This is a genomic window from Aggregatibacter actinomycetemcomitans (assembly GCF_003130205.1).
Lineage (GTDB): Bacteria > Pseudomonadota > Gammaproteobacteria > Enterobacterales > Pasteurellaceae > Aggregatibacter > Aggregatibacter actinomycetemcomitans_A.
This window is the reverse complement of the sequence record NZ_NRDF01000001.1, coordinates 305,701-330,463: the sequence shown is the minus strand read 5'-3', so window position 1 is coordinate 330,463 and position 24,763 is coordinate 305,701. Positions and strand designations below refer to the sequence as shown.

18 protein-coding genes and 2 pseudogenes are annotated in these 24,763 nt (G+C 44.7%); 10 read left to right on the top strand and 10 right to left on the bottom strand.

Annotated features, from left to right (window positions below; translation table 11 throughout):
• Positions 1-194: 194 nt before the first annotated feature.
• From DK423_RS01515 to DK423_RS01495, 4 genes and pseudogenes are all read left to right on the top strand, one after another.
• The gene (locus DK423_RS01515) at positions 195-1,199 is read left to right on the top strand and encodes an iron ABC transporter substrate-binding protein (RefSeq protein ID WP_005556936.1); all 1,005 of its coding nucleotides are present in this window, start codon (positions 195-197) and stop codon (positions 1,197-1,199) included.
• Positions 1,199-2,211, top strand: a pseudogene (locus DK423_RS01505) (FecCD family ABC transporter permease). The gene DK423_RS01515 and the pseudogene DK423_RS01505 overlap by 1 nt, the downstream one beginning before the upstream one ends.
• On the top strand, positions 2,208-2,957 hold the full coding sequence (locus tag DK423_RS01500) for an ABC transporter ATP-binding protein (RefSeq protein WP_005556930.1): 750 nt from the start codon (positions 2,208-2,210) through the stop codon (positions 2,955-2,957). The pseudogene DK423_RS01505 and the gene DK423_RS01500 overlap by 4 nt, the downstream one beginning before the upstream one ends.
• Positions 2,958-3,143: 186 nt before the next feature.
• Positions 3,144-5,438, top strand: coding sequence for a FepA family TonB-dependent siderophore receptor (locus tag DK423_RS01495; protein ID WP_233114967.1), 2,295 nt, complete (start codon positions 3,144-3,146; stop codon positions 5,436-5,438).
• A 131-nt stretch (positions 5,439-5,569) separates the two neighbouring features.
• Here DK423_RS01495 and DK423_RS01490 read toward each other — a convergent pair whose 3' ends face one another.
• The 8 genes and pseudogenes from DK423_RS01490 to DK423_RS01455 all read right to left on the bottom strand — a co-directional run bounded on the left by DK423_RS01490 (position 5,570) and on the right by DK423_RS01455 (position 15,135).
• Positions 5,570-5,779 (bottom strand): TOBE domain-containing protein, encoded by a 210-nt coding sequence (locus tag DK423_RS01490; RefSeq protein WP_005556926.1) that lies wholly within the window; start codon positions 5,777-5,779, stop codon positions 5,570-5,572.
• An 82-nt stretch (positions 5,780-5,861) separates the two neighbouring features.
• Positions 5,862-6,896, bottom strand: a complete 1,035-nt coding sequence (locus tag DK423_RS01485; protein ID WP_061886764.1) for an ABC transporter substrate-binding protein — start codon at positions 6,894-6,896, stop codon at positions 5,862-5,864.
• A 12-nt stretch (positions 6,897-6,908) separates the two neighbouring features.
• Entirely contained in the window at positions 6,909-7,703 is a 795-nt protein-coding gene (locus DK423_RS01480; RefSeq protein ID WP_032996625.1) for an ABC transporter ATP-binding protein, read from the bottom strand.
• A 5-nt stretch (positions 7,704-7,708) separates the two neighbouring features.
• Complete coding sequence (locus tag DK423_RS01475) at positions 7,709-8,728, bottom strand: FecCD family ABC transporter permease (protein ID WP_061886765.1); 1,020 nt, start codon at positions 8,726-8,728, stop codon at positions 7,709-7,711.
• Positions 8,729-8,868: 140 nt separating this feature from the next.
• Complete coding sequence (locus DK423_RS01470) at positions 8,869-10,284, bottom strand: efflux transporter outer membrane subunit (RefSeq protein WP_109043848.1); 1,416 nt, start codon at positions 10,282-10,284, stop codon at positions 8,869-8,871.
• A 19-nt stretch (positions 10,285-10,303) separates the two neighbouring features.
• Entirely contained in the window at positions 10,304-11,431 is a 1,128-nt protein-coding gene (locus DK423_RS01465) for an ABC transporter permease (RefSeq protein WP_005556915.1), read from the bottom strand.
• Between the two features lies 1 nt (position 11,432).
• On the bottom strand, positions 11,433-14,162 hold the full coding sequence (rbbA, locus tag DK423_RS01460) for a ribosome-associated ATPase/putative transporter RbbA (RefSeq protein ID WP_005556913.1): 2,730 nt from the start codon (positions 14,160-14,162) through the stop codon (positions 11,433-11,435).
• A 2-nt stretch (positions 14,163-14,164) separates the two neighbouring features.
• Positions 14,165-15,135, bottom strand: a pseudogene (locus tag DK423_RS01455) (HlyD family secretion protein).
• Positions 15,136-15,282: 147 nt separating this feature from the next.
• On the opposite strand from DK423_RS01455, the gene DK423_RS01450 reads away from it, so the two are divergent.
• From DK423_RS01450 to DK423_RS01440, 5 genes are all read left to right on the top strand, one after another.
• Positions 15,283-15,843, top strand: a complete 561-nt coding sequence (locus DK423_RS01450) for a TetR/AcrR family transcriptional regulator (RefSeq protein ID WP_005556907.1) — start codon at positions 15,283-15,285, stop codon at positions 15,841-15,843.
• A gap of 138 nt (positions 15,844-15,981) precedes the next feature.
• Positions 15,982-16,797: a hypothetical protein gene (locus DK423_RS11240; RefSeq protein WP_005556906.1), complete on the top strand. Its 816-nt coding sequence runs from the start codon at positions 15,982-15,984 to the stop codon at positions 16,795-16,797.
• Positions 16,798-16,802: 5 nt separating this feature from the next.
• Positions 16,803-17,249 carry a hypothetical protein gene (locus DK423_RS11235; protein ID WP_005556904.1) on the top strand — a complete coding sequence of 149 codons (447 nt, stop codon included), beginning with the start codon at positions 16,803-16,805 and terminating at the stop codon, positions 17,247-17,249.
• A gap of 127 nt (positions 17,250-17,376) precedes the next feature.
• Entirely contained in the window at positions 17,377-17,754 is a 378-nt protein-coding gene (locus tag DK423_RS11230) for a hypothetical protein (RefSeq protein WP_005556902.1), read from the top strand.
• A gap of 39 nt (positions 17,755-17,793) precedes the next feature.
• Entirely contained in the window at positions 17,794-19,947 is a 2,154-nt protein-coding gene (locus tag DK423_RS01440) for an AAA family ATPase (RefSeq protein WP_231102131.1), read from the top strand.
• Between the two features lie 145 nt (positions 19,948-20,092).
• Here the strand turns inward: DK423_RS01440 and DK423_RS01435 are convergent, their stop codons facing one another.
• Positions 20,093-20,353, bottom strand: coding sequence for a SemiSWEET family transporter (locus DK423_RS01435; protein ID WP_005556899.1), 261 nt, complete (start codon positions 20,351-20,353; stop codon positions 20,093-20,095).
• Between the two features lie 184 nt (positions 20,354-20,537).
• Complete coding sequence (locus DK423_RS01430; protein ID WP_061886766.1) at positions 20,538-21,728, bottom strand: amino acid aminotransferase; 1,191 nt, start codon at positions 21,726-21,728, stop codon at positions 20,538-20,540.
• A 422-nt stretch (positions 21,729-22,150) separates the two neighbouring features.
• On the opposite strand from DK423_RS01430, the gene pepN reads away from it, so the two are divergent.
• A complete protein-coding gene (gene pepN / locus DK423_RS01425) occupies positions 22,151-24,760 on the top strand; it encodes an aminopeptidase N (RefSeq protein ID WP_005556893.1) in 2,610 nt (869 codons plus the stop codon).
• The last annotated feature ends 3 nt before the right edge of the window (positions 24,761-24,763 follow it).

Genomic DNA, 24,763 nt, shown 5'->3' with positions numbered 1-24,763 from the left:
AATGCGAGAAAAATATAACAGTGTATATTTAAAAATATAGCGTTGCCATTATAAATAAAAATCACGAAAAGTTCGCCAGTATATTTGAAAATATATAGCGTTTTAGTAAAATTCATGCCGTTTACACAGGTTGAACATGGCAAAGCGGATTTAAAATCCATCGGATTTTATGACCGCACTTTAAGGAAATGATGATGAAAAAATGGGTTAGGTTGCTGCTTCCGCTGACATTTATCGGCAGCCTCTGGGCGCAGGAAGTGCCTTCCGTCTTTATTCCTGGGGAGTTGCCGGCAGCGTCAAAAATCGAAAAAGTCTTAAGCGCCGGCAATCCGAGCGATGTGCTATTGCTGGCGACCGCGCCGCAAAAAATGGTCGGGCTGGCGGGTTTTAATATGGCATCCAAAGGTGGCAAATTATTTCCGGCGCAACAGCAGGCGTTGCCCACCATCGGCAAAATTGCCGGGAAAGGCAGTACGCTTTCCGCCGAAAAAATTGTGGCGTTGCAACCGAATTTGATTATTGATGTGGGCAATGTGGCGCCGAATTATATCGATCAGGCGAAACGCACCTTTGCGCAAACCGGCGTGCCTTATTTACTGTTGGACGGCAGACTCGCCGAAACGCCGAAAACTTTGCGTGAGCTGGGAACATTACTTGGTGCGGAAACCTTCACGGAACCACAGGCGCAATATGCAGAGGAAACCCTTAAAAGTGCGGTGGATTTTGCCGGTGTTTTACAGCAAACCACCTATTTGGCGCGCAGTGCCGACGGTTTGCAAACCGGGCAAAAAGGGTCTATTCATACGGAAGCCATGGAGTTGGTCGGTTTGCGCAATGTAGTGGAGGGCGAACATAAAGGGTTAACGCAGGTTTCTATGGAACAGCTTCTGCTTTGGAATCCCGACGTTATTTTGACCCAATACGCCGAATTCTTTCAAACCATCAAAGACAATCCTCAATGGCAGCAATTAAGTGCGGTCAAAAATCAGCGCGTTTTTTTCATTCCCAATGTGCCTTTCGGTTGGTTGGATTCTCCGCCGGGATTGAATCGTTTGCTCGGCGTGCGGTGGTTGCAACATTTATTAAGCAATAAACCGATGGACGATTTTGCGCCCGAAGTGCAACGGTTTTATCAGCTGTTCTATCATATTGATTTGTCAAAAGAACAGGCAGTGCAGTTACTGCACCAAGGACAATAATGCAAAACCTGATTCAACGCGCGCCACGCCTTTTCTTTTTGTTGCTGATTGGCTTGTTACTCGGTAGCATTTTACTTGCTCTGAACGTGGGGAAATTTCCTATTTCGCCAAGCCAATTATGGCAAACGCTCGTTTGTTCCGTGAATTCACAATGTGACATAAGCTCACCGATTCACACCGTGTTATGGCAAATCCGCTCGCCACGTATGTGGTAGCTTGTTTGGTCGGTGCGGCTTTAGCCTGTGCGGGGGCAACTTATCAGGGCATGTTCAAAAACCCATTGGTGTCACCGGATATTTTAGGCGTGTCCGCCGGCGCCGGGTTCGGGGCGTCACTGGCAATTTTCTACAATTTGCCGATGTTTTATATTCAGCTTTTCGCCTTTCTTGGTGGCATCGCCACGGTATTTTGCGTTTCTCTTATCGCCACCCGCAGCAAAGACCAAGACCCGATTCTCGTTCTGGTCTTATCGGGCATTGCCATCGGTTCGTTGCTCGGCGCGGGGATTTCGTTATTAAAAATTCTCGCCGATCCTTTCACCCAACTGCCTTCCATCACTTTTTGGCTGTTGGGCAGTTTAACCGCCATTAGCCCGCAGGATGTACTGCAACTGGCGCCCATTTTAATCCTCGGCATGGTGCCGTTGTTTTTGCTCCGTTGGCGTTTAAATTTGCTTTCTTTAGAGGAAGAAGAAGCCCGCAGTCTGGGCGTGCCGATTAAAATGACCCGTTACATTCTGATTATTTTCACCACCGTCTGTACGGCAAGTGCGGTATCTATTACGGGCATTATCGGTTGGGTCGGCTTATTGGTGCCGCATATTGCCCGTTTACTGGTAGGCGCCAATTTTATCCTGTTGCTTCCGACATCGTTGCTTCTCGGTGCTACTTTTTTGTTATTAACGGACACCTTAGCACGCACCGTTGCCGACATTGAATTGCCCCTCGGCATTCTGACATCCGCTTGCGGCGCGCCGTTTTTCCTTTATTTATTATTGCGGGGCAGACGATGAATTTAGTGGAAACCCGTGATTTAGCCATTGGTTACGGCAATAAGATACTGGTGAACAACATCAATTTCCGTTTACAGGAAAAGCAAATTTGTTGTTTATTGGGCGCAAACGGCGCGGGCAAAAGCACCTTTCTGAAAACCCTGTTGGGCTTACAAGCCCCGTTGCAGGGCGAAGTGTATTGGCAGCAACGCCCTTTATCGGATTACCCCCCGGGAGAATTGGCGCGCAACATCGCGTATGTGCCGCAAGCCCATCAGCATTTGTTCCCGTTTTTGGTGCAGGATATGGTGCTGATGGGGCGTTCGGCGTATCTCAAATGGTATCAGACACCGAAAGCGGCAGATCGTGACTTGGCGCTTTCCGCCCTTGCCGGTTTACAAATCGAACATCTCGCCAAGCGTTATTATCATCAGCTCAGTGGGGGAGAGAAGCAGTTGGTGCTGATTGCCCGCGCCATTGCGCAACAGGCAACATTACTGGTCATGGACGAACCCACCGCCAGCCTGGATTTCGGCAATCAAATTCGTGTGTTGGAAAAAATTAAGCAATTACAAACGCAAAATATGGCGTTACTCATTACCACCCACAACCCGCAACAGGCGATGTATTTGGCGGAAAATATTCTGTTACTCGATCAGGAATACGGCTTTCAGCAAGGCTCAAGAGAAGCGCTGCTGACCTTGGAAAACTTGGCAAAAATCTACCGCACTTCAGAACAGCAATTACGGCAACATTTGCGTTTTTAGAAATTTTATTTTTATCTACCTATTTATAGTTATTTATTATTTTATATAGCGATCGTATTATTGCGCGGTTTTTACTCAACCAAGGATGTACCATGAAAAAACTCCCGCCGCTCAGCCTGATTAGTTTGGCTTGTCATTTCAACCTTTACTTACGCCGAAGAAACGCAAAATTTAGATGAAATTCAAGTGACCGCCGAACAGCAAGTGAAACAATCGCTGGGCGTGTCCGTCGTGACGGAAAAAGAACTTGAACGAAATCCCATTGAAAATGATGCCTCTGAAATCATCGCCAAACAACCGGGTGTGACTTTAAGTACCAATGCACCGGGCGGTGCACGCGGCAACAAACGCCAAGTGGATATTCGTGCCATGGGGCCGGAAAATACGCTAATTCTGGTGGACGGCAAACCGGTGAAATCCCGTAATTCGGAACGTTACGGCAGAAACGGTACGCGTAACACGCGCGGCGATACCAACTGGGTGCCGGCGGATGCCATTGAGTCCATTGAAGTGTTGCGCGGGCCTGCTGCGGCGCGTTATGGCTCGGGCGCCATGGGTGGCGTGGTAAATATCAAAACCAAAGCGCCGACCACCGAATATCACGGCAGTTTAAATTTATTCACCGAGCAACCGGAAGACCGCAAAGAAGGCTATACCAACCGTCTTGGTTTTAATTTCAGCGGCCCGTTGATTAAAGACATTTTAGGTTTCCGTTTATACGGCAACATTGCCAAAACTAAAGAAGACGCCATCGATATTAATGCCAGAGAAGTGCCGCAAAGCAACAGTGCCGCTAGAACCTCCAACACAATTTATGCGGGGCGTGAAGGGGTTCGTAATCGTGACATCGCCGGTCAGTTGGTATGGAAGATCATGCCGACGCAAAAACTGACCTTTGACGCCGCTTACAGCCGCCAAGGCAATATTTATAACGGCGATACGCAAAACAGTTCCGTGTTGGTTTCCGGCCCGCAAACCATCAGCAATGATTTAGCCTATCAAAAAGCCGAAACGTCCACCCTTTATCGCCAAAGTTATAGCTTAACGCACGAAGGCAAATGGGGCGCGTTTGATAACCGCACTTACTTCACTTTCGATCAAACCCGTAATTATCACTATCCGGAAGGTTTGTTGGGCAGTACGGAAGGGGCCTACAACGGTTTAAATAAATCCGTTGGCTTTCTCAGAAATTACCGTTTCAGTAACGAACTTTATATTCCGCTTACTTTGGGTAGTACCAGCCATATGGTTACCGTTGGTGCGGAAGCTTCCCGTTCCGAATTAAACGATGCTGCTTCGATGACACAAACGATGCAGGTTTATGCCATCGTTCCTTGGCTGGCGGATAAAGGTCGTAGCGGCAAAGTAGCACAAAACGAATATGCGGTCTTTTTAGAAGATAACATCATGTTGCCGAATAATAAGACGATTTTAACGCCGGGTGTTCGTTTTGATTACAGCACGAATTCGGAAGCCAATTGGAGCCCGTCATTCAACTTCTCCCACCAAGCCAGCGAAAACTGGAAAATTAAAGGTGGCGTGGCAAGAGCCTATAAAGCACCGAATCTTTACCAATCTTCGCCAAATTATTTGCTGATTAACGCCAGTAACGGTTGCCCGATTGATAGCGCCAACAACTGGAATAATCCGAATGCGTTAAATCCGACCAGCGGTGACGGCACCCGAAATAATCCTTACACAAACAGCAATGCCAAAGGTTTTGACTGGGGGCGTGCCTGCTATTTCTTAGGCAATGAAAATATCAAACCGGAAACCAGCTGGAACAAAGAAATCGGCTTTGAATATGAAAATGAAGGCAAATTATTCTCCCTCGCTTATTTCCATAATGATTACCGCAACAAAATCGTGTCGAACGGTGAATTTTTAACGACTATTGACGCGCCGAACGGCGGCTATAATCGAGAAATTCGTCGGGAAAACGTTCCGGGCGGCGTGCCGATTTGGCGTAATTACACCGCCACCAATGTGTATCGTTGGGGCAATACGCCTCGTGCGATTATTGAAGGAATTGAAGGGAACATTACTTTACCGTTTTTCGATGACAATTTGACATTGGGAACGAATTTCACTTACATGATCAAAAACGAGAACAAGAAAACCGGTAACGCCATTTCCCTTGTGCCGAAATACACCATTAATACCACATTGAATTGGCGTATTAATGAACAATGGGATCTGAATACTACTTACACCCGATACGGCAAACAAAAAACCGTAGTGAACCCGGAAAACTTTATGCAGGTGATTTACAACACTGGCGAAAGCATTGTGAAACAGTATCAAATGGGGAGTTATGGAATTTGGGGCGCCAATGTCGGTTATAAATTTAACGACAATTTCAGCCTGCGCGTAGGTGTGAATAATATTTTGGATAAACGTATTTATCGTAATGCTACAACCGCCCGTATTTATAACGAACGCGGTCGTTCTTACTTTGCGAATCTGAAATACAGTTTCTAATAATGTCGGTTTAATAACGCGTTAAAAGTGCGGTGGATTTTCACCGCATTTTTATGCCTTTCAAAAACACATAAAAAAACAACCGCACTTTTTCAAGTACGGTTGTTTTAGCGTCTAAAAATCGGTAGAAATTATTCTACACCAACCATCACGGAAGTGGCTTTAATGATGGCGTAAGCCTCTTTGCCGACAGCTAAGCCTAACTCTTTTACCGCTTCAATGGAGATGGTGGAAGAAATCACGTTTCCGCCGCCGATGTCAATTTGAACGATAGCATTTACGGAACCGGTTTCGATTGAAACGACTTTGCCTTTTAATTGGTTTCTTGCACTGATTTTCATGGACGTTTCCTTATGATAAAGCCTAAATAGGCGGGTTAAAAAGCAGCGCGCATTCTACAAGAAATTCCATCGAATGCCAATACTACTTAAGCGGAGGTAGCCCTTTTAAGATTTGTTGTGCATTTTCTCTACTTAAACTGTAATTGTAGTATCTTTGATAAAAATCCTGCGTTTTCAGCACCATATCCAAATCGCCGAAACGTTCCGGGTGGAACAGTTGCGCCGCCCACAGGATTTGTAGCGCTTCTTCCGCGCTGTAACGATCCCATGGGAAGGTGCCTGTCGGGTTGGCATAAATACGATTATTTTTGACCGCACTGATAGATTGCCAGGTCGGATCCGCTTTGATTTTCTCAATTGCACCTTGGGCTTTATTGCCGCTGCTGCCGATGATAATCACGTCAGGATTGGCTTGCACGATAGTTTCCATGGTGACATTCACCATATTGGCTTCATCCGGTAGCACATTTCTGCCGCCCGCCATACGAATCCAATCCCCGATCATGGATTTTCCACCGTCAATTTTGAGCAAATCCGATCCGCTGGTGATGTGTAACACCCGTGGTTTTTGTCTGTCTTTTACATCTTTAACGCGTGAATGGACAAAATTAATGTTGTCGTTCAATTCTTTAATGTATTTTTTCGCCACTTGCGGCGCGTCACCGCCCAATACGTCTGCGGTAATACGCACGGTTTTCTTTAATCCGTCAAAATCCTGAAAACTCACATGTACGCCTTTTAAGCCCGTTTGATTGACTTCTTTCAGCATGGATTTTTTGGAAAGCAGCACGGCATCGGTTTTTTGCGCCAATAATTCTTCAATTTGAATGGTTTCGCCGTTGGTCAAGACCGGTACTTCTTTAATTTTCGGATACACTTCCTTATACCAAGGATTCGCGCTGATCGAAGTCGTGGTTACCACCAGTTTGTCTGCGCCGCCCAATAACAACACGATTTGATTATTGGCATGCCACAAATCTGCCACACGTTCTACGCGCTCGGGAATATCCACTTGATTGCCATCCGCATCGGTGATGATTTTCGCCTGCACGGAAAATGCCAGCAGGGTAGCCGCAAAAAGTGCGGTGTGTTTTAACAATGTTTTTTTCATGGTCATAATTACGTCCTCTTAAATATGCGTAATGGCACAGATTTTGCGTTGTAATTCAGGCACGTCAATTAAACGTAAATCCGTTTGGTAAAGTTCCCGCAGATTATCTTCCGTGAGAATGTCTTCAGTGAAACCGCAATGCAATTTTCCCGATTTGGTTAAAATCGCCACTTTGCTGTTCGGAATCACTTCATTAAGCAGCATCGGGTGATCGGGATTATGGGTTGTCATAATAATAGAAAATTGCTGATGGGATAATCCTTTAATCAGGCTTAATGTCTTAAATACATTGCCGTAATCCAGCGCGGAGGTGGGCTCATCAAACAGAATCAGTTGCGGTTGCTGCACCAAAATTTTGGCTAAATTCACCAGTTGCTTTTCGCCGCCGCTCATTTGCATATAGATTTTGTCCGCAAAATGGGGAATGCCCAGTTGTGCCAGCGCCCGTTCCGCCAAATGATAATCTTCTTCGCGCTCGCGCGGTTTGCCGAATAAGCCTAAATGGGCAGCGCGCCCCAGCACCACGTAATCCAACACCTTGTATTGATACGTCTGCGGCGAATGTTGCGAAACGTAAGCCACTTGGCGGGCAATTTGTTTGGCGGAAAGTTGTTTGATTTCCTTATTTTGCAGAAAAATTTCACCGCACTTTGGTTTCAGCAAGCCCGCAATGCAGTTTAACAAGGTGGATTTTCCCGTGCCGTTGGCGCCGAGAATGGTGATCAGCTCGCCCGCTTTCAGTTCCAAATCAATGCCGTTAAGCAAGGGAATATGGCGTTGGTGCTGAAAATAAAGTTGATTAATTTTTAACATCATCATCAGTCCGCCACCTTTTGTTTCACTAACACCCAAGCAAAGAATGGCGCGCCGATAAAGCCCGTAAGAATACCGAGAGGAATTTCCTGCGTGTATAAATTGCGTGCCAAGGTGTCGATAATCAACAGGAAAATCGCGCCGATAAGGGCGGAAAGAGGGAGGGTGCGTAAATTGTTGTCGCCGATAAACATACGCGCCAAATGCGGAATAATTAATCCGATCCAACCGATAGTGCCGCTTAAGCACACGGAGGAGGCGGTGAGCAACGTGGCGAACATCACCATCAGATTGCGTTCAAAACGAATATTGGCGCCGATGAGTTTTGCCTCCCGATCACCCAATGACAGCACATTAATGCGCCAACGCATCATCAATAAAGCGGCGGTGGTGAACAGAATCATCGGCGCAAGCAGACGCAAATTTTGATAATCCGCTTTGGTCAGGCTGCCCATTTGCCAATACACGATGTCCGCAAGCTGGGTTTCCGGATCCGCAAGGTATTTCACCAACCCCAAACACGCCATCATAAAACCGGAAATGATAATGCCCGACAGCACCAAAATAATCGTCGAATCCCGTCGCACCAGTTTCGGCAGGCTCATAGTCATCAGCACCGCCAGCAAGCCGCCCACGAACGCAAAACCCTGAATGGCAAACAAGCCAAGCCCCAGCAAAATCGCCATCGCCGCGCCGATACAGGCGCCGCCGGACACACCGAGCAAATCGGGCGAGACTAACGGATTACGGAAAATCCCCTGAAAGGTCGCCCCGGCAACCGCCAACGCCGTCCCGACCAAGCTCGCCGCAAGAATGCGCGGTAAACGCAGGTTGAAAATAATGTTGTTCTGTACGTCGTTTGGGTTATTCCCCGTCAGCGTTTGCACCACATTCTCAACAGGAATGGCAAACCGCCCCCAAGACAACGAAAACAACGCCAGCCCGACAAGCAATAAGGCAAGTAATACAAAAATAAATCTGTTTTTATTCATTAGAAAAGTGCAGTGAGTTTTAAAAGTACCCATTATACACATCTTTATACTTTATTTTATATAGCGAGTTTTGGGTAAGGTGGTGGGGAGAGTTGAAAAACATCGGGAAAAACCACCGCACTTTTACACACGCCGGCACAAAAGTGCGGTCGATTTCACAAACGTTTTTTTCATCACTCGGACCAACCGCCGCCCAGTGCTTTATACAAGTTAATCAAATTCTTCGCGCCAGCCAATCGGCTTTGGATGAGTTGGTTTTGGTAATCCAATGCGGTCAATCGGGCGGTGAGAGCGTTGTCTAAGGTTTTTTCGCCGTAGTTAAATAATTTCTCCGCGTTACCTGCCTGTTTTTGAGCCTGTTGGTAGGCGGTTTGTAATAATTGGCTTTGGCGATTTAATGCGGCTTGTGCCTGATAGCTGTTATCTACATCGGCAAGGGCTTGCAGTAAGCCTTTATCGTATTGCAGCAAGGCGGCTTTTAAGCGGGCGTCGGCGGCATCAATATTCGCCTGAATGCGTCCGTTGGTGAAAATCGGCAGGCTAATGTCAAGGCTTAGCAAATTGCCCCAACCTTTTAAATCGGGAATGTCCGTGTTGATGTCGATGCGCCCCGTTTGTCCTAAAAATTGAATCTCAAAGCGCGGGTATAAATCCGCTTTGGCGGAAGCCAGTTTTGCCGCCAACGCCTGTACTTGAGCGCGATAAGCGCGTAAATCGGGGCGGCGTTCCAATACGCCGCCGGGCATCACGTCATTCGGTGCGGGCGGTAAAACGCCGAGAAAATCCACCGCACTTTTCGTAAGATGAAACCCTTGCGGCGGTTTGCCGATGAGAATGGCAATGGCGCGTTCGTTGCCGGCGATTTGTGCATTCACGGTGGCTTGTTGCGCCTGCACGGCGCTGATTCGGCTTTCTACCTGTAACACGTCATTGGCGTTCGCTTGTCCGGCGTGGAAGCGACCTTGCGCATAACCTTTTAATTGGCGTAAGTGTTTTTCGTTTTGTTGCAACAGCACATTTTGCTGACGTAAGGCGGCAATGTTGGCATAACTTTCGGCGATTTGCCCGGCAACCAGCATTTGAGCGGCATAGACCTGTTGTTGCGCGGCAAGGGCAGCGGCTTGTGCCGCATCGCGATCACTGCGTTTTTTGCTGAAGAAATCCAATTCCCAGCTTGCCGTGATTCCTGCATATTGCACATTCCCTGACCGATCATAAGTACGCTGCGTCAGCGGATTTTCCACATGAGAATGAATCATGCCTGTCGAACCTTGCGCGCCGACTTTCGGCCCCAGTTCCGCCTGCGTATATTGGCTGTTTGCCTGCGCTTCCAATAAACGGGCTTTGGCGATTTCAATATCAAGGTTATTTTGTAGCCCCTGTTCGATTAAACGGGCCAATTGCGGATCCCGCCAGTTTTGCCACCAACGGGCGATTTCCATGGCATTTTTAGCGGTCGCTTGGTTGGAGGTTTGCTCAAATTGTGCGGGCATTTCCACTTTAGAAGACAAATCGACGTTGGTCGTGCAAGCGGTAAGGGCAATCAATGCGGCGATGAATGTTAATTTAGCATAGCGTTTATTTGTCATAATCTTTTCCTTCTTAACCTTAGCTTTGGCGCGATAACATGGATTTAAACTGCACTAATGCCACGCTTAAAAACAATGCGCCCAACGCCGTGATTTGGAGCAGTTTATCCCACACCACATCAAGCCCTGCACCTCGGAACAGCACATCCTGCGCATAAGCCCCGAAAATAGCGGTGGGGGAAAACTGAATGAGTTTTTGCACGAATTCCGGCATATTTTCCAACGGCGACATGGTGCCGGAAAGCAGGTACATCACGATATACACCGGCAACACCAATAAGCCGAACTGGGGCATGGTCGGTGCGAAAATCGCCAGCATAATGCCAAGGGAGGCGATAGAAAAAATAAATACCGCTGCGCCTAAAATATAGAGCGAAAACGCACCTTGTGGCAGGGGCGTTCCGATGATTTTATGCACCACAAAATAGAGTGAAAACATCACGACGGTGAGCAACACCAGTTCGTTCGCCACAATCTTCGCCATAGCAATTTCACTGGATCGCACGGGCATCACCAAAATGTGTTCCAGCGTGCCGCGCTCCCGTTCCCGAATGACGGCGGCGCCCACCAGCAACATGGTTAATAAATTCAAATAGCCCACAATGTTCATGCCGCCCATAAACCAATTACCGGAAAAGTTCGGGTTATAAAGCACATTAATAGCCGGTTGAATAAGTATGCCGTTATTGCTTTGAAGGTGGAGAAAATCGTTAATTTCGCCACGGAAAATTTGTGAAATATAAGAGGAACCGATGGCGGCTTGCGTCATTGCCGTAGCGTCGGATAATAACTGAATCGGCAGGTTACGCCCCGCGAGTACGTCACGTTCATAATTCGGCGGAATATCCAGAATGAACGTATATTCTCCCGTGTCCATCAAACGATCCGCCTGTTGCGCGTGAATGCTGTGCACTTTACGGAAATTCGGCGGAATCAGGCTTTGTTGCAGGCGGTAGGACAGCGCCGAGTGATCGTTATCCACAATAGCAACGGACGCATTTTTCACTTCCAACGTAATTGCATTGGCAACGGTGTAAATGGCAACGGTGAACATATAAATAATTAACACCACCAGAACTGGATCGGAAAATAAACTGCGCAGTTCTTTGCCCGATAAATAAAACACGTTTTTTATCCATCTGAACATGTTATTTCTCCTGTTTTTTGAGCAGGGCGACCGCACCGCAGAAATACACGGTATAAATTACCAACAATGCGCCGTAGCTGCTGAGAAAATCCATAAAGCCCAATCCTTTCGTGAAACCGCCTAAACAGATAAGCAAAAACCAATAGCCGGGGAACAATTGCGCCATCATATAAACATGGGACGGCAAGGTGGACGTCGGGTAGAGCATGCCGGAGAAGTTCATGGTCGGAATAATCACGATAATCGCCGTGGCGAAAATCGCCGCAATTTGCGATTTCACAAAACTGGAAACGAACAGCCCGAACGCCGTTGAGGCGGTAATGATAAAAAGCGCGCCTAACGTCATTGCCCACATGGAACCTTTAACCGGCACGTTAAACACCATCACCGAAATCCACACCATAATCAGATAGCTGATAAACGCCAACAGGATATAAGGCAGTTGTTTGCCGAGTAAAAATTGCATCGCGCCGGCAGGGGAGCCGTATAGATTCATAATGGAGCCGATTTCTTTTTCGCGTACTACGCCCAATGCCGTCATCATGGACGGAATCAACATCATGGCAAGCATGATCACGCCCGGTGTCATGGCGAAAATACTTTTGAAATCCTGGTTATACACAAAGCGGGGTTCCAGCACGGTATTGTTCGGCACGTTTATGCCTTGTTGCGTTAAGGTTTCCTGTACATATTGAGTTATCGCACCGACCACGGAACCGCGCAGGTTTTCTGCGGTAGAAGGAAAAGCACCGTCGATAAAAAAGCCCACTTCCGGCATTTGTCGTTGCAGCACTTTTTTGCCGAAATCCGGGGGGATTTCAATCACCAGTTTCACTTTCGAGGATTGCAACACCCGATGAATTTCCTGCGGAGAATGAATATCCGGTTGGCGTACAAAATAGCGGGAGCCGTCAAAATATTCGATAAAACGGCGGCTTTCCGAACTGTTGTCATAATCCAACACGGTAAAATTCGACGGGTGTACGTCAAAAGAAATACTGGACGCCATGGCAAACAACATAATCACCGGGCCGAGCAAGGCGAAAAATAAACGAATGCGATCCCGTAATAATTCTTTCCCTTCCCGTACGGCAAACGTCCACACCAACGACCACCACGCCAGCATGCCTTTTTCCGGCGAATCTGTAGAAACACCTGAAATTTTCACCGCACTTTTTTCGCTTTTCTCCATTTTAGGCGCGGTAATGTCGTCCGCCTGTTCTTCCAGATAGATGATAAAGGCTTCTTCCAGTGTCGGGGCTTTCTTTTCAAGACGTAACGTTTCCGGTGTGCCTACCGCCAACACGCGCCCTCGGTGCATAAAGGAAATGCGATCACAACGCGCCGCCTCGTTCATAAAATGGGTAGTGACGAAAATGGTGATTTTGTCTTCGCGCGACAATTTAATCAGGTATTCCCAAAACATATCCCGCGCGGCGGGATCGACCCCCGAAGTAGGTTCATCAAGAATCAGCACTTCGGGTTTATGCAAACAGGCGGCGGCAAGCTGTAAACGTTGACGAATGCCAAGGGGCAGCGCGGAAGGGTATTCATCGGCAAGCTGAACCAAATCGAATTGCCCCATGACCGATTGCACATAGTGCGTCCATTGCGCGCGGGGAATTTGATAGAGTTTGGCGTGCAATTCTAGATTTTGATAAACGGTGAGTTCTTCATATAAGGAAAACGCCTGGGACATATAGCCCACCCGTTTGCGCGTGTCGATATTGCCCGCATCAATAGGTTGCCCGAGCAATGTGGCGGAGCCTTCTGTTGGATCCAGTAAGCCGGTGAGCATTTTCATGGTGGTGGATTTGCCGCAGCCGTTGGAACCTAAAAAACCGAAAATTTCACCTTTCGGAATGGTAAAGCTGACGTTATCCACCGAAACGAAATCGCCGAATTTTTTGGTTAACCCTTTGGCGACGATAACCGGCGGTTCGTCGGCATTGGGTTTAAAGGGCGGAATATGCAAGCCGTTTTCCGCCGACAGCAATTTGACATAGGCTTCTTCCAGATTATGACTTTGGGTGTCGGCAATCACCTGCTTGGTGGGCGCGTTGGCGATGAGCTTGCCGTCGTCCATGGCAAGAATATGTTCAAAACGTTCCGCTTCGTCAATGTATGCCGTTGCCACAATCACCGTCATGCCGTCTTCTTCACGGCGTAAATCATCCACCAATTGCCAGAATTGACGGCGGGAGAGTGGATCCACGCCGGTGGTGGGTTCATCTAAAATCAGCAAATCGGGGCTATGCACCAAGGCGCAGCAGAGACTCAGCTTTTGCTTCATCCCGCCCGATAATTTACCGGCGGCACGATCGGCAAAAGGGGCTAACCCGGTGGCGTTTAATAAGCGCTGAATACGGGCTTCCCGTTGTGGTTTATTCAAACCGAACAGGCGGGCATGAAAATCGATATTTTCATAGATGGACAGGGTGAGATACAGATTTTTGCCCAGTCCTTGCGGCATAAACGCGATTTGGCGGGAAAGCACATCCCGCGCTTTTTTCTCCGCAACGTTCAAATCAAACACCTGCACCGTGCCGGTCTGAATGATTTTTACCCCGGCAATGAGGGAGAGCAGCGTGGATTTACCCACACCGTCCGGTCCGATTAAGCCGACGGTTGCACCACGGGGAATGTGCAGGCTGACATCATAAAGTGCGGTAGTTTTTCCGTATGAATGTGAGAGATGTTCCAGCGTAACGGCAGGTCGAATGGCTGTCATGGTTATTCACCTTGCGGAAGTCTCACGTTTAACTGTGCCGGCCATTGCGTCTGCTGATCGTATTTCACATAGCCCAGCCCCGTCATGCCGCCTTTTAATAAAGATTTATATTTCAACGCAATATCTACAGGAAGCTGCAATTTCACCTTGAACATCAATTTGGCGCGTTCTTCCGTGGTTTCCACGGATTTCGGGGTAAATTGCGCATTATTGGCAACGAACGTAATGTTGGCGGGAAAAACGGCGTTCATGCCGTCAATCACGATGCGGGCTTCATCCCCCAATTTGACTTGGTTCATTTGCGGTGCAGTAAGGAAGACATTGATGTAAGTGTCCGTCGGATCCAGCAGACTGACCACTTTGCCGCCCGCACCGAGAACATTGCCTGTTTCCGCAATTTGATATTCCACCCGTCCGTCTTTCGGCGCTTTAATCAGCATATCGGTATTTTGCGATTGCGCTTGTTCCAATTGTGCCTGCGCCTGTGCAACGGCGGCTTCCGCTTCGGCTTTTGCCGCCTGCGTGGTGTTCACGGTAGCAAGAAGCGCTGCCTTATAAGCGGATTGGCGACGTTCCAATTCGCTGCTTGAAATGAGATTATCACGACGCAATTTTTGTGCATTATACAATTCCAACTTTGCCACCTTGGCTTGTTGTTGGCGCGCATCAATTTCCGCAAGGGCGCGGGCTACCGTTTCTTTTGCGCCTGAGCGGCGGAAACCTGCGCTTGCGAAATGCCGGAAGAAAGCCGTGCCAGCGGTTGATCACGTTGCACCTCGTCGCCTTCCTGCACCAAAATTTCTTCTACGCGGCCGGGATAAAGGGTGGCAATGTCGAGCCGTTTTAATTCCAAACGTCCGTTAACAGCCGCAATGCCGCTCAGTTCATTGGCTTGTAGTTGCCCGTTCTTCCAAATGGCAAAACCGGCGGCACCGATGACAATTAAACCGAACACGAAATATTTTGCTTTCATCTCTGTATCCTTACTTTTACGCGGTTTATGCGAATGATTATAGAGAGCGGGCAAAATCCGCTCAACCACCAAGAAGCAACGTTTTGTTGCTTAACCCTACAAAAAGGCGTAATTTGTTGCTTAATTCGGTGAATTTAAGGAGAAATGATGAATAATCAGGATGTTCGGGTATTAAGAACCGATAAACTTATTCGTGACGCGTTTCTGACATTGTTGACGGAAAAAGGCTTTGACGCCATGACGGTGCAGGACATTTTAGATCTGACGCAAATTAACCGCTCTACCTTTTATAAACATTTTGCCAACAAAAACGCCGTGGCGAAAGTCCTGGTGGAAGAGCTTAAAGCCTTGGTGACGGAGCGATTAAAACAGCGTTTCTCCGTGCCGACGAAGGAATTTGTTCATAGCGTTCAACCGCTTTTTGAACAACATCACCAGCTGATTTATCTGATCGGTCAAATCGAAACGCCGAAAATTCATTTATATAACGATATTCATAAAATAGTGAAAGAAAAATACGTTGAACATTTGCAGGCTGAAGCCGCACAAATAGCAGAAACGGATTTGGATTTTCAAGCTCACCTGTTCGCCACCATGACGCTGGGTATCATGAAATACATTATTGAAAAAGGCGAAATGCCGCAGGTGGAAACGCTGATACAAAATGTGAATTCGGTGTTTGATATGTTTATGGTTCAAGAGGTGTAAAAACACCAAGAAAAATGACCGCACTTTTAATCTATTTTACTTAGTAAAATCTTCACCGATATTTTTTATATTTCCCAATAAAATAAGATGAAATATTTGCTAGAATAGCCCAATTTTTATAATACCTAAGGATATTTTATGCAAAACCTTCAACCTTCACTTCAAGAAAAAAACATCGATCAACTTTTTGATTCACTAAAACAAGATGAAACTCAACTCACTTTGGCAAAGCAAGCCGAAGAAGCCCTGTTTACCGATGAGAATGCAAAGAAAAATACCGCACAAATGATCAATACATTTGTGGATGATTATTTAAATAATGGTCGTCAGCAACCTATAAATCAATGGCTAAAATCCCGTTTTGATCAATATCCTGAGATTTGGGAAAGCGAACAAGAAAAAATTGACACAGTCAACACTATTATCAGCACGATTGAAAACCTTGTAGCTAATCAAGTCGAACTGCAAAAATATTTAGATAAGCGCAAAACCCTCGAAAGTTTCTACCAAAAGAAACTCAACCAAGTGGCAGAAACTTATCAAATTGATGTCAATGAGTTATCGCAAGAAGTGGATGCTTCTTTAGCAGAAGCAAATCGCAAGCAATTTGGCTTTTTAACGGGTGAAGTGATTGATGTCTCTTTTGAAGAAAAACCACTTAATGAGAAAACCATTCAATGCGCCAAGCTCAATGCAAATTTAAATCTTGCATTTTGGGGAATAAAAAGTGCCGGTTCACGCCTTGCTAATGCGTTTTTAGGCAAAGAAAATCTTTCTCACGCAGAAGAATTGCAAAAAATTATTCGTAGTGCGGTGGATACTGCAGAAAACAAAGGCATACAAGTTGCCATTTCCGGCGGCGTAGTGGTGTCAGCTAAAAAAGGCTGGATCAAAAATGCCTTTAGTGGCTTAGAAGTGCTTGAAAAAGCAGTCGGCAAAGCAGGAGCAATGTAAGCCGAGTGCAGGATTTTGCTCTTAGTGTAGCTGACGGTTGGAACGATATTCGCATACTCGATAAAGTAGAACGTGGCATTTTAACTGCAGCCGATGTTGCCGCAGAAAAAGCAAAATTTGTTGTCGCCCAAGCGATCACGAATGTAGAACGAAAAGCTGATTTATTTTTACGCAAATATGGGGCGAAGTTCGGTGCTAAAGTGGGTGCATTTGCAGGTTCAATTCTTGGTCCTGCAGGAACTGTCATTGGCGGTGCGATTGGTGGCATTATCGGTGAAAAAGCAGGGGCTTGGGTAAGTGATAAAGTGGTAAAACCGGTAGCAAAAATAGCCAAAAAAGTGGCAGATAAAGCGATTGATACTGTGAAAGATACGGCGAAAGCGGTGGTTTCTGTTGTATCAAGAGGTCTTAAAAGTGGTGTAAGAGCTGTTGCGAGTTTCTTTAGACTTTAATTGCCATTTGGTAGAAAAACAGTCGTAGGGTGCATCTTGATGCACCAAAATATAACCCAACGGTGCAACAAGTTGCACCCTACAAAATATCGCATCGTATGAAATAAAAATCTTCATAGAGAACAACATGGAAAAACAACATCTAACACAACAACTGGTTGAATATATTCAGGCTGGTTATACTGCCTTTTATTTAAAAACAACGGAATTATCTCGTGCCGATTATTTGGTGCAAGAAGTGGCAACATCACTTAATTTTAACGTGATCGAATATAACCTTGCTTACGGTAGAGTAAACTTTAAAAATAAAGAAGTATTTGATGAAAACCTAAATAGTTTTGAAAAAATATTAAACCACCTCCGCCACGAAGATTTAGAAAATACCCTTATTCTTATTAAAGACGCCAAACTTGGGTTGGAAAATAACTCTGTAGCATTGGCTCGGTTAAAATATTTATTAGATACGCTCAATCAATATCAAGGCGAAAGTGCGGTAATTTTATAGTCTGCCGATGTGTATTTACCGAATGAAATTGAACCGCTTGTGACATTAATTGAATTGCCATTACCTGATCAAAGCCAAATTCAGGTGGTGTTAAACACAGAAAATATTGCAAATGAATTAACGGATCGATTATCTACCGCACTTTCAGGCTTAAATGAATTAGATATTCAGCAATTATTACGCCTGCTTAAAAATAAATATGGCGAATTAAAAGCCGAAAATGAAAAAGCCATTCTCGCCGAAATTCAGCAACAAAAAGAGCAAATTATCGCGAAAAGCGGCGTGTTGGAAATGGTGAAAGTGAATGAAGCCATTGACGATATTGGTGGTTTGGAAAAACTGAAAGCGTGGTTGCAAGATCAAAGTTATATTGTGAAAAACTTACAAGCAGCGAAAGAATTTGGCGTAAAAGCCCCGAAAGGCACGTTGATTGCAGGGATGCCGGGGTGTGGTAAATCGCTTACGGCAAAAGCGGCTGCGGCATTGTTCCAACAGCCCTTGTTGCGGTTGGATATTGGTTCGTTGCTTGGCAAATATGTGGGTGAAAGTGAAACCAATATGCGTAAAGCGTTGGCAATGGCGGAAATCATTAGCCCTTGCGTGTTGTGGGTGGATGAATTGGAAAAAGCCTTTGTGGGAATGTCGGGCAATAACGCCTCTGAGGTCAGCTCCCGTTTGCTCGGTTACTTCTTAACGTGGTTGCAAGAGAAAATCGCCCCGGTGTTTATTATTGCTACCGCCAACGACATCACCGCATTGCCACCGGAATTATTACGAAAAGGACGTTTTGATGAGATTTTCTACGTGGGATTCCCAACCAAAAAAGAGCGTAAAAAAATCATTGAAATTCATCTTGCCAAAGCGAAACAAAAGGCGAGCGAATTTGATATTGATGCTCTTGCTAATGAATGTCGCGACTATGCCGGTGCCGATATTGAAAATGCCATTTTTGACGCGGTGAAAAACGCCTTTATTAGCAATGATAAAATCCTCACGCAAGATTTATTATTAGAAGCTATTCGAAAAACCACGCCATTGCGTAAAACCTTAAAAGATAAAGTGGGTGAATATGAGAAAAAATTTGATGAGTTATATTTATCATCAGCATCGGAGAATGATGATTTAAGTATTACACAACTGATTAAGATGGCAGAAAATACTAGTTATTTAGAACGCTTAAGGGTTGCTAAGAATGAGGATGCAACTGAAGAAATATTAGAGAAACTAGCAAAAGATGAAAATTTAGAGGTTAGAAAAGCTGTATTCTCAAACCCTAATTGTCCTTCAAGTTTAATAAACTGGAAATTACAATTAGATATAAAAGATAAAGACTATGATGATATTCTATTAATTTTATTAGATAATCCTAATGTTTCATTTGATTTAGTATTGGACATTATTATAAATAAATATGATTATAACATTAATCGCACTATTGAAATATTAAGAGAAAATAAAAAAATTAAGAGAGAACAAATATTATTAATGAATTCTAGGAATGAAGTTATGCATTATATAGTTCTTTCAAGTAGATATTTTTCTTTAGAAAAATGCCTATTGTGCGATTCATTTTTAGAGTTGAAAAAAATCTTTAAGGAAAGTCTGGACTGCTTGAGAATACTTCTTGATAGTGAGCCTAACATTTCAAGTTTATCTGAAGGTTATAAATCGAAAGAGTTGGTTTTTTTTGAAAAGAATATACTATCTACAGCGCTATTAATCCTTTTTGAAAGTAATAAAGAAAAACTCTACAAAGAGTTATTTGATAGTTATATTGATAAATTTATAGAGTCCACAGAAAGTACTTATCCTAATTCAATAGGTGATTTGCAAATTCTAAAATTTATAGAGCCTGATAGATATAAAAAAATTATAAATTTTTATACCCCATTAGACGGATATATAAGAAATAAAATCATTACTAACTACACAACCTTAATATTGGCAGCATATATTATTTCTAGTGACTATAATGAAATATTAATGAGATATATTTTTGAATATCAAAGAATTACTCCTCAAATAGCAAGTTTAATTATAGGGAAACACAATAACTTATGTGTTGAATCTAAAAATATACTTAAAGAAAACACCAAAGTTACTTTTAGTATTTTTGATAAGGTTGAACTTTCTAAATTAGATCCTTATTTTAAAGATGATAGTTACATAAATACTTCTGATAAGACATTATAAAATTTCTAATTTAATAGAGATTAGCATTTTTGATATTTGATTAAAATTGAATAATATATCTGTGTATTAATTAGTTGATTGTGATGCCCCTTAAGGGGGCAGTTCAAAGTGCGGTCATCTTTTTAGGCGTTTTATCTGTTGTATTTTATAGCGCCGTGGCAAAGCTAATTAATCCTAAAATTACGCCCGGTGAATTGGCAAGTGCTACAGGATAATCCCGTTCTTTTTTTAATAACCCGTAAGCCACCCACAAACTACAATTTATCGCCGTTGCCAGCGGTTGTAATGTTCCGCCTTTTACACCGTCGAGATTCATGCCGATTTGTTCAAGATAAGACACGTACATACACACGGCGGTAAAAGTGGCAACCCAGCTTAAAATCGTAATAAAACGTTGGTTCGTCATTAATTCATTCTCCTGTAAATCATTAAAAATAAGTAAATAATGACGGTTATTATATACTATTTTTAACTAAAAGTAAAAAATGAGAATTTTGACTGATGAATTATGCTGATTTTTGAAGGGAATTCGGCAAGAAAAAACGGCATTAAATTTTCACTTGATGCCGTTTTTAAAGTGCGGTTAAAAATCACAACACTTTTACAATGCTTTCGCAGAGGTAACGAATATTGTCTTCGGTAATGCCGGCAACGTTGATGCGTCCGGAACGCACGGCGTAAATGGCGAATTCGTTTTTCAGGCGGTCAACCTGTTCGGCGGTTAAGCCGCTAAAAGAGAACATACCGTTTTGGTTGATAATAAAACCTAAATCTTGTTGCGCGCCGTATTCTTTTAGTAACTGCACGAAAAGGTGACGCATTTGTTTAATGCGATCGCGCATTTCGGTTAATTCATTTTCCCAATCGCAGCGTAATTGCGCGTCGTTTAACACCAAGGCGACGGCGGTGGCACCGTGTGCCGACGGGTTGGAGTAGAGGGTGCGGACGATGATTTTCACTTGGGTCAATGCTGTTGCGGCGATGTCGGCGTTTTCCGCTACGACGGTGAAAGCACCTACACGCTCATTATATAAGCCGAAATTTTTCGAGAAAGAGCTTGCCACCAAGAGTTCTTTGTGATTTTTCGCAAAGGCGCGTAAGCCGTAAGCATCTTCCTGCAAGCCGTTGGCGAAACCTTGATAAGCGAAATCGAATAAAGGTAGCCAACCGTTTTTCGCCGACATTTCCGCCAGTCTATCCCATTGTTCGGGGGTTGGGTCAATACCAGTCGGGTTGTGGCAGCAACCGTGTAATAACACCACATCGCCTTCACCGGCCCGGTTTAAATCGGCGATTAAATTATCCCAATCCAAGGCTTTGGTTTGTGGGTTGTAATAACGGTATTCGCGAATGGTCATGCCCACGGCGTTAAAAATAGCATTGTGATTCGGCCAGGTCGGCGTGCTGATCCAAACATTTTGGGCTTTGATTTGACGTTTAATAAATTCCGCCGCAATGCGTAATGCACCGGTTCCGCCTAAACTTTGTACGGTTCTGGCACGGTTATTTTTCACGATGTCGGAATTGGCGCCGAATAAGAGTTCTTTGGTGCGTGCGTTGAAATCCGCAACGCCGTCAATCGGCAGGTAGTTTTTGGTATTTTCTTGTTCTAATAAGCGTTTTTCCGCTTCTTTTACCGCTTTTACGATAGGCGTATTGCCTTTTGCGTCTTTATATACGCCAATGCCTAAATTGATTTTGTTAGCGCGGGTCTCCGCTTTGAATGCTTCGCCTAAACCTAAAATCGGATCTGCCGGAGCGGCAACAATATTTTCAAACATAGAATAATCCTCGAGATGTTGTGTAAAAATCTGTTTATTTATACTGCCACGGCAAGGTTTTGACAAGCCGTCGTCAGCCATTTAACGCAATTTATTTTTCGCCCATTGCAAACCGGATTGATAATTTTGGGCAATTCAAGGAATAATTTATCTGATAGTTGAAGAAGGGAGCGAGGTTATAAAATACCTTAGAAATAAACCGCACTTTGATCACATCAGCTAAAGTGCGGTCAGTCTTTCCGGTGTTTTACGCGGCGTATTTAGATTATTTAAACACAGGGATTTCAGAGGGTTTGCCGGTTTTAGAAAATAATATTTACGCAAACGTTTGAATAAGTTTGCGGAAGAAAATCTATTTGCAACTTACGGCTAAAAATCATATCCTTAACACCAATTTTTAGCCCTTAGAATTAGGTCGTTTTATGTACGCTAAAGCCAAATACAGAAAAGATTATCAAACCCCCGATTTCACCGTCACCGATATTTATCTTGATTTTCAATTAGAACCGGAAAAAACCATCGTTGTTGCCGCAAGTAAATATCGACGTCTTAACGAAAAAAGCACCACATTACGTTTAGACGGACATGATTTTCAATTTTCCTCCATCAAATTAAACGGCAAACCGTTCTCACAATATCAGCAGGATCACGAAAGTTTAACCTTGGATTTAGCACAAGTGGATGCGAACCAGTTTGAACTGGAAATCACCACCGTTTTAAATCCTGCCGCCAATACGTCATTGCAAGGTTTATATCAATCCGGCGAGGCATTTTGTACTCAATGTGAAGCGGAAGGGTTTCGCCAAATTACCTATATGTTAGATCGTCCCGATGTGCTGGCGCGCTATACCACCAAAATTACGGCGGACAAAGCCCAATATCCGTTCTTACTTTCCAACGGTAACCGCATTGGGGGTGGCGAGTTGGATGACGGACGTCATTGGGTGAAGTGGAGTGATCCCTTTCCGAAACCAAGTTATTTGTTTGCTTTAGTGGCAGGGGATTTTGACGTTCTGCAAGATAAGTTCGTGACCAAAAGCGGACGTGAAGTGGCGTTGGAATTGTATGTTAATCGTGGCAATTTAGACCGTGCCGATTGGGCGATGCAAAGTCTGAAACACGCCATGAAATGGGATGAAGCGCGTTTTGATTTGGAATACGACCTGGATATTTACATGATTGTCGCCGTGGATTTCTTCAACATGGGCGCAATGGAAAATAAAGGGTTAAATATCTTTAACGATAAATACGTGCTTGCCAATCCGCAAACCGCAACAGACGACGATTATTTAGCCATTGAAAGCGTGATTGCGCACGAATATTTCCACAACTGGACGGGCAACCGCGTAACCTGTCGCGACTGGTTCCAGTTAAGTTTGAAAGAAGGCTTGACGGTTTTCCGTGATCAGGAATTTTCCTCCGACACCGGCTCGCGTCCGGTGAATCGCATTAATAATGTGAAATTCCTGCGCACCGTGCAATTCGCCGAAGATGCGGGCCCGATGGCGCATCCGATTCGCCCTGAAAAAGTCATCGAAATGAATAATTTCTATACGGTTACCGTGTATGAAAAAGGCGCGGAAGTCATTCGTATGCTACACACCTTATTGGGTGAAAAAGGCTTTCAAAAGGGCATGAAGTTATACATTGCGGAAAACGACGGCAAAGCAGCGACCTGTGAAGATTTTGTCTCCGCCATGGAACGTGCCAATGACTTGGATTTAGCACAATTCCGCCGCTGGTACAGCCAATCCGGTACACCTGAATTGACCATCAGCGACCGTTACGACGAAAAAAATCATGTGTATCAACTACAGGTCTCTCAATTAACCCCACCGACCGCCGATCAAATGGAAAAAGTGAATTTACATATTCCATTGAAAATCGCGTTGTATGACGAAAACGGCGTCGCGCAAACCTTATATGATTCCGAAGGCGTAGTGGATAATGTGTTGAACATTACCCAAAAAGATCAAACATTTGAGTTCCACAATATTTACACCAAACCGGTTCCTGCCTTGTTATGTGATTTCTCCGCGCCGGTGAAATTGGATTATGACTACAAAATCGGTCAGCTAATTACCTTAATCAAATTTGCCGAAAACGGGTTTATTCGCTGGGATGCGGTGCAAATGTTACTCAACGCCGAGTTACGACGTAACGTAAGTAACTATCAGCAGGGCATCGAATTGGATTTGTCTGCTGAAGCAATTGCGGTACTTCATCAAATTTTATCGAATCATCAAAAAGATATTGAATTAACCAGTTTAATTTTAACCTTGCCGAAAGCGACAGAATTTGCCGAATTATTCAAAACCATTGACCCGGACGCCATCAGCGCCGTGCGTGAATTTATGGCACGTGCCATTGCCGAAAATCTGCAGGAATTGGTATTTAAAACCTACAATCAAATTCGCCTGGACGAGTACAGAATTGAGCGTCAGGACATCGCTTTACGCAAACTGCGCAATGTTTGTTTGAGCTATCTGGCTTACACCAATATGGGCAATAACCTGGTGAATAAACATTATTCCTATTCCAATAATATGACCGACACGCTCGCCGCATTAACTGCCGCAACGCAAGCCAAATTGCCTTGTCGCGATAATCTGTTGGCGGATTTTGAACAAAAATGGCAGCATGACGGCTTGGTGATGGATAAATGGTTTGCCTTGCAAGCCACCCGTCCGGAAGAAAATGTATTGCACAATGTCACGCAGTTAATGGATCACCCAAGCTTTAATTTCAACAATCCGAATCGTGTACGTTCGTTAATCGGCACGTTCGCGGGGCAAAACTTAAAAGCCTTCCACGCCATTGACGGTTCCGGCTACCGTTTTTTAACGGATATTTTGATTAAACTGAATAAAAGCAACCCGCAGGTGGCTTCCCGTTTAATTGAACCGTTGATTCGTTTTGCCCGTTACGACGCACAGCGTCAAACCTTGATGAAACGCGCTTTAGAGCGTATCAGCGAAACGGAAGATTTATCCCGCGATTTATACGAAAAAATCGAAAAAGCATTACAGTAACAT

Excerpts from the sequence above, each read along its gene's own strand:
- DK423_RS11230 (WP_005556902.1), top strand. The coding sequence starts at position 17,377 with ATGGAAAAACAACATCTAACACAACAACTGGTTGAATATATTCAGGCT.
- DK423_RS01475 (WP_061886765.1), bottom strand. The coding sequence starts at position 8,728 with ATGGGTACTTTTAAAACTCACTGCACTTTTCTAATGAATAAAAACAGA.
- DK423_RS01480 (WP_032996625.1), bottom strand. The coding sequence starts at position 7,703 with ATGTTAAAAATTAATCAACTTTATTTTCAGCACCAACGCCATATTCCC.
- DK423_RS01450 (WP_005556907.1), top strand. The coding sequence starts at position 15,283 with ATGAATAATCAGGATGTTCGGGTATTAAGAACCGATAAACTTATTCGT.
- pepN (WP_005556893.1), top strand. The coding sequence starts at position 22,151 with ATGTACGCTAAAGCCAAATACAGAAAAGATTATCAAACCCCCGATTTC.
- DK423_RS01470 (WP_109043848.1), bottom strand. The coding sequence starts at position 10,284 with ATGACAAATAAACGCTATGCTAAATTAACATTCATCGCCGCATTGATT.
- DK423_RS01490 (WP_005556926.1), bottom strand. The coding sequence starts at position 5,779 with ATGAAAATCAGTGCAAGAAACCAATTAAAAGGCAAAGTCGTTTCAATC.
- DK423_RS01435 (WP_005556899.1), bottom strand. The coding sequence starts at position 20,353 with ATGACGAACCAACGTTTTATTACGATTTTAAGCTGGGTTGCCACTTTT.
- DK423_RS01465 (WP_005556915.1), bottom strand. The coding sequence starts at position 11,431 with ATGTTCAGATGGATAAAAAACGTGTTTTATTTATCGGGCAAAGAACTG.
- DK423_RS01485 (WP_061886764.1), bottom strand. The coding sequence starts at position 6,896 with ATGACCATGAAAAAAACATTGTTAAAACACACCGCACTTTTTGCGGCT.
- DK423_RS01500 (WP_005556930.1), top strand. The coding sequence starts at position 2,208 with ATGAATTTAGTGGAAACCCGTGATTTAGCCATTGGTTACGGCAATAAG.
- rbbA (WP_005556913.1), bottom strand. The coding sequence starts at position 14,162 with ATGACAGCCATTCGACCTGCCGTTACGCTGGAACATCTCTCACATTCA.
- DK423_RS01515 (WP_005556936.1), top strand. The coding sequence starts at position 195 with ATGAAAAAATGGGTTAGGTTGCTGCTTCCGCTGACATTTATCGGCAGC.
- DK423_RS11240 (WP_005556906.1), top strand. The coding sequence starts at position 15,982 with ATGCAAAACCTTCAACCTTCACTTCAAGAAAAAAACATCGATCAACTT.
- DK423_RS01430 (WP_061886766.1), bottom strand. The coding sequence starts at position 21,728 with ATGTTTGAAAATATTGTTGCCGCTCCGGCAGATCCGATTTTAGGTTTA.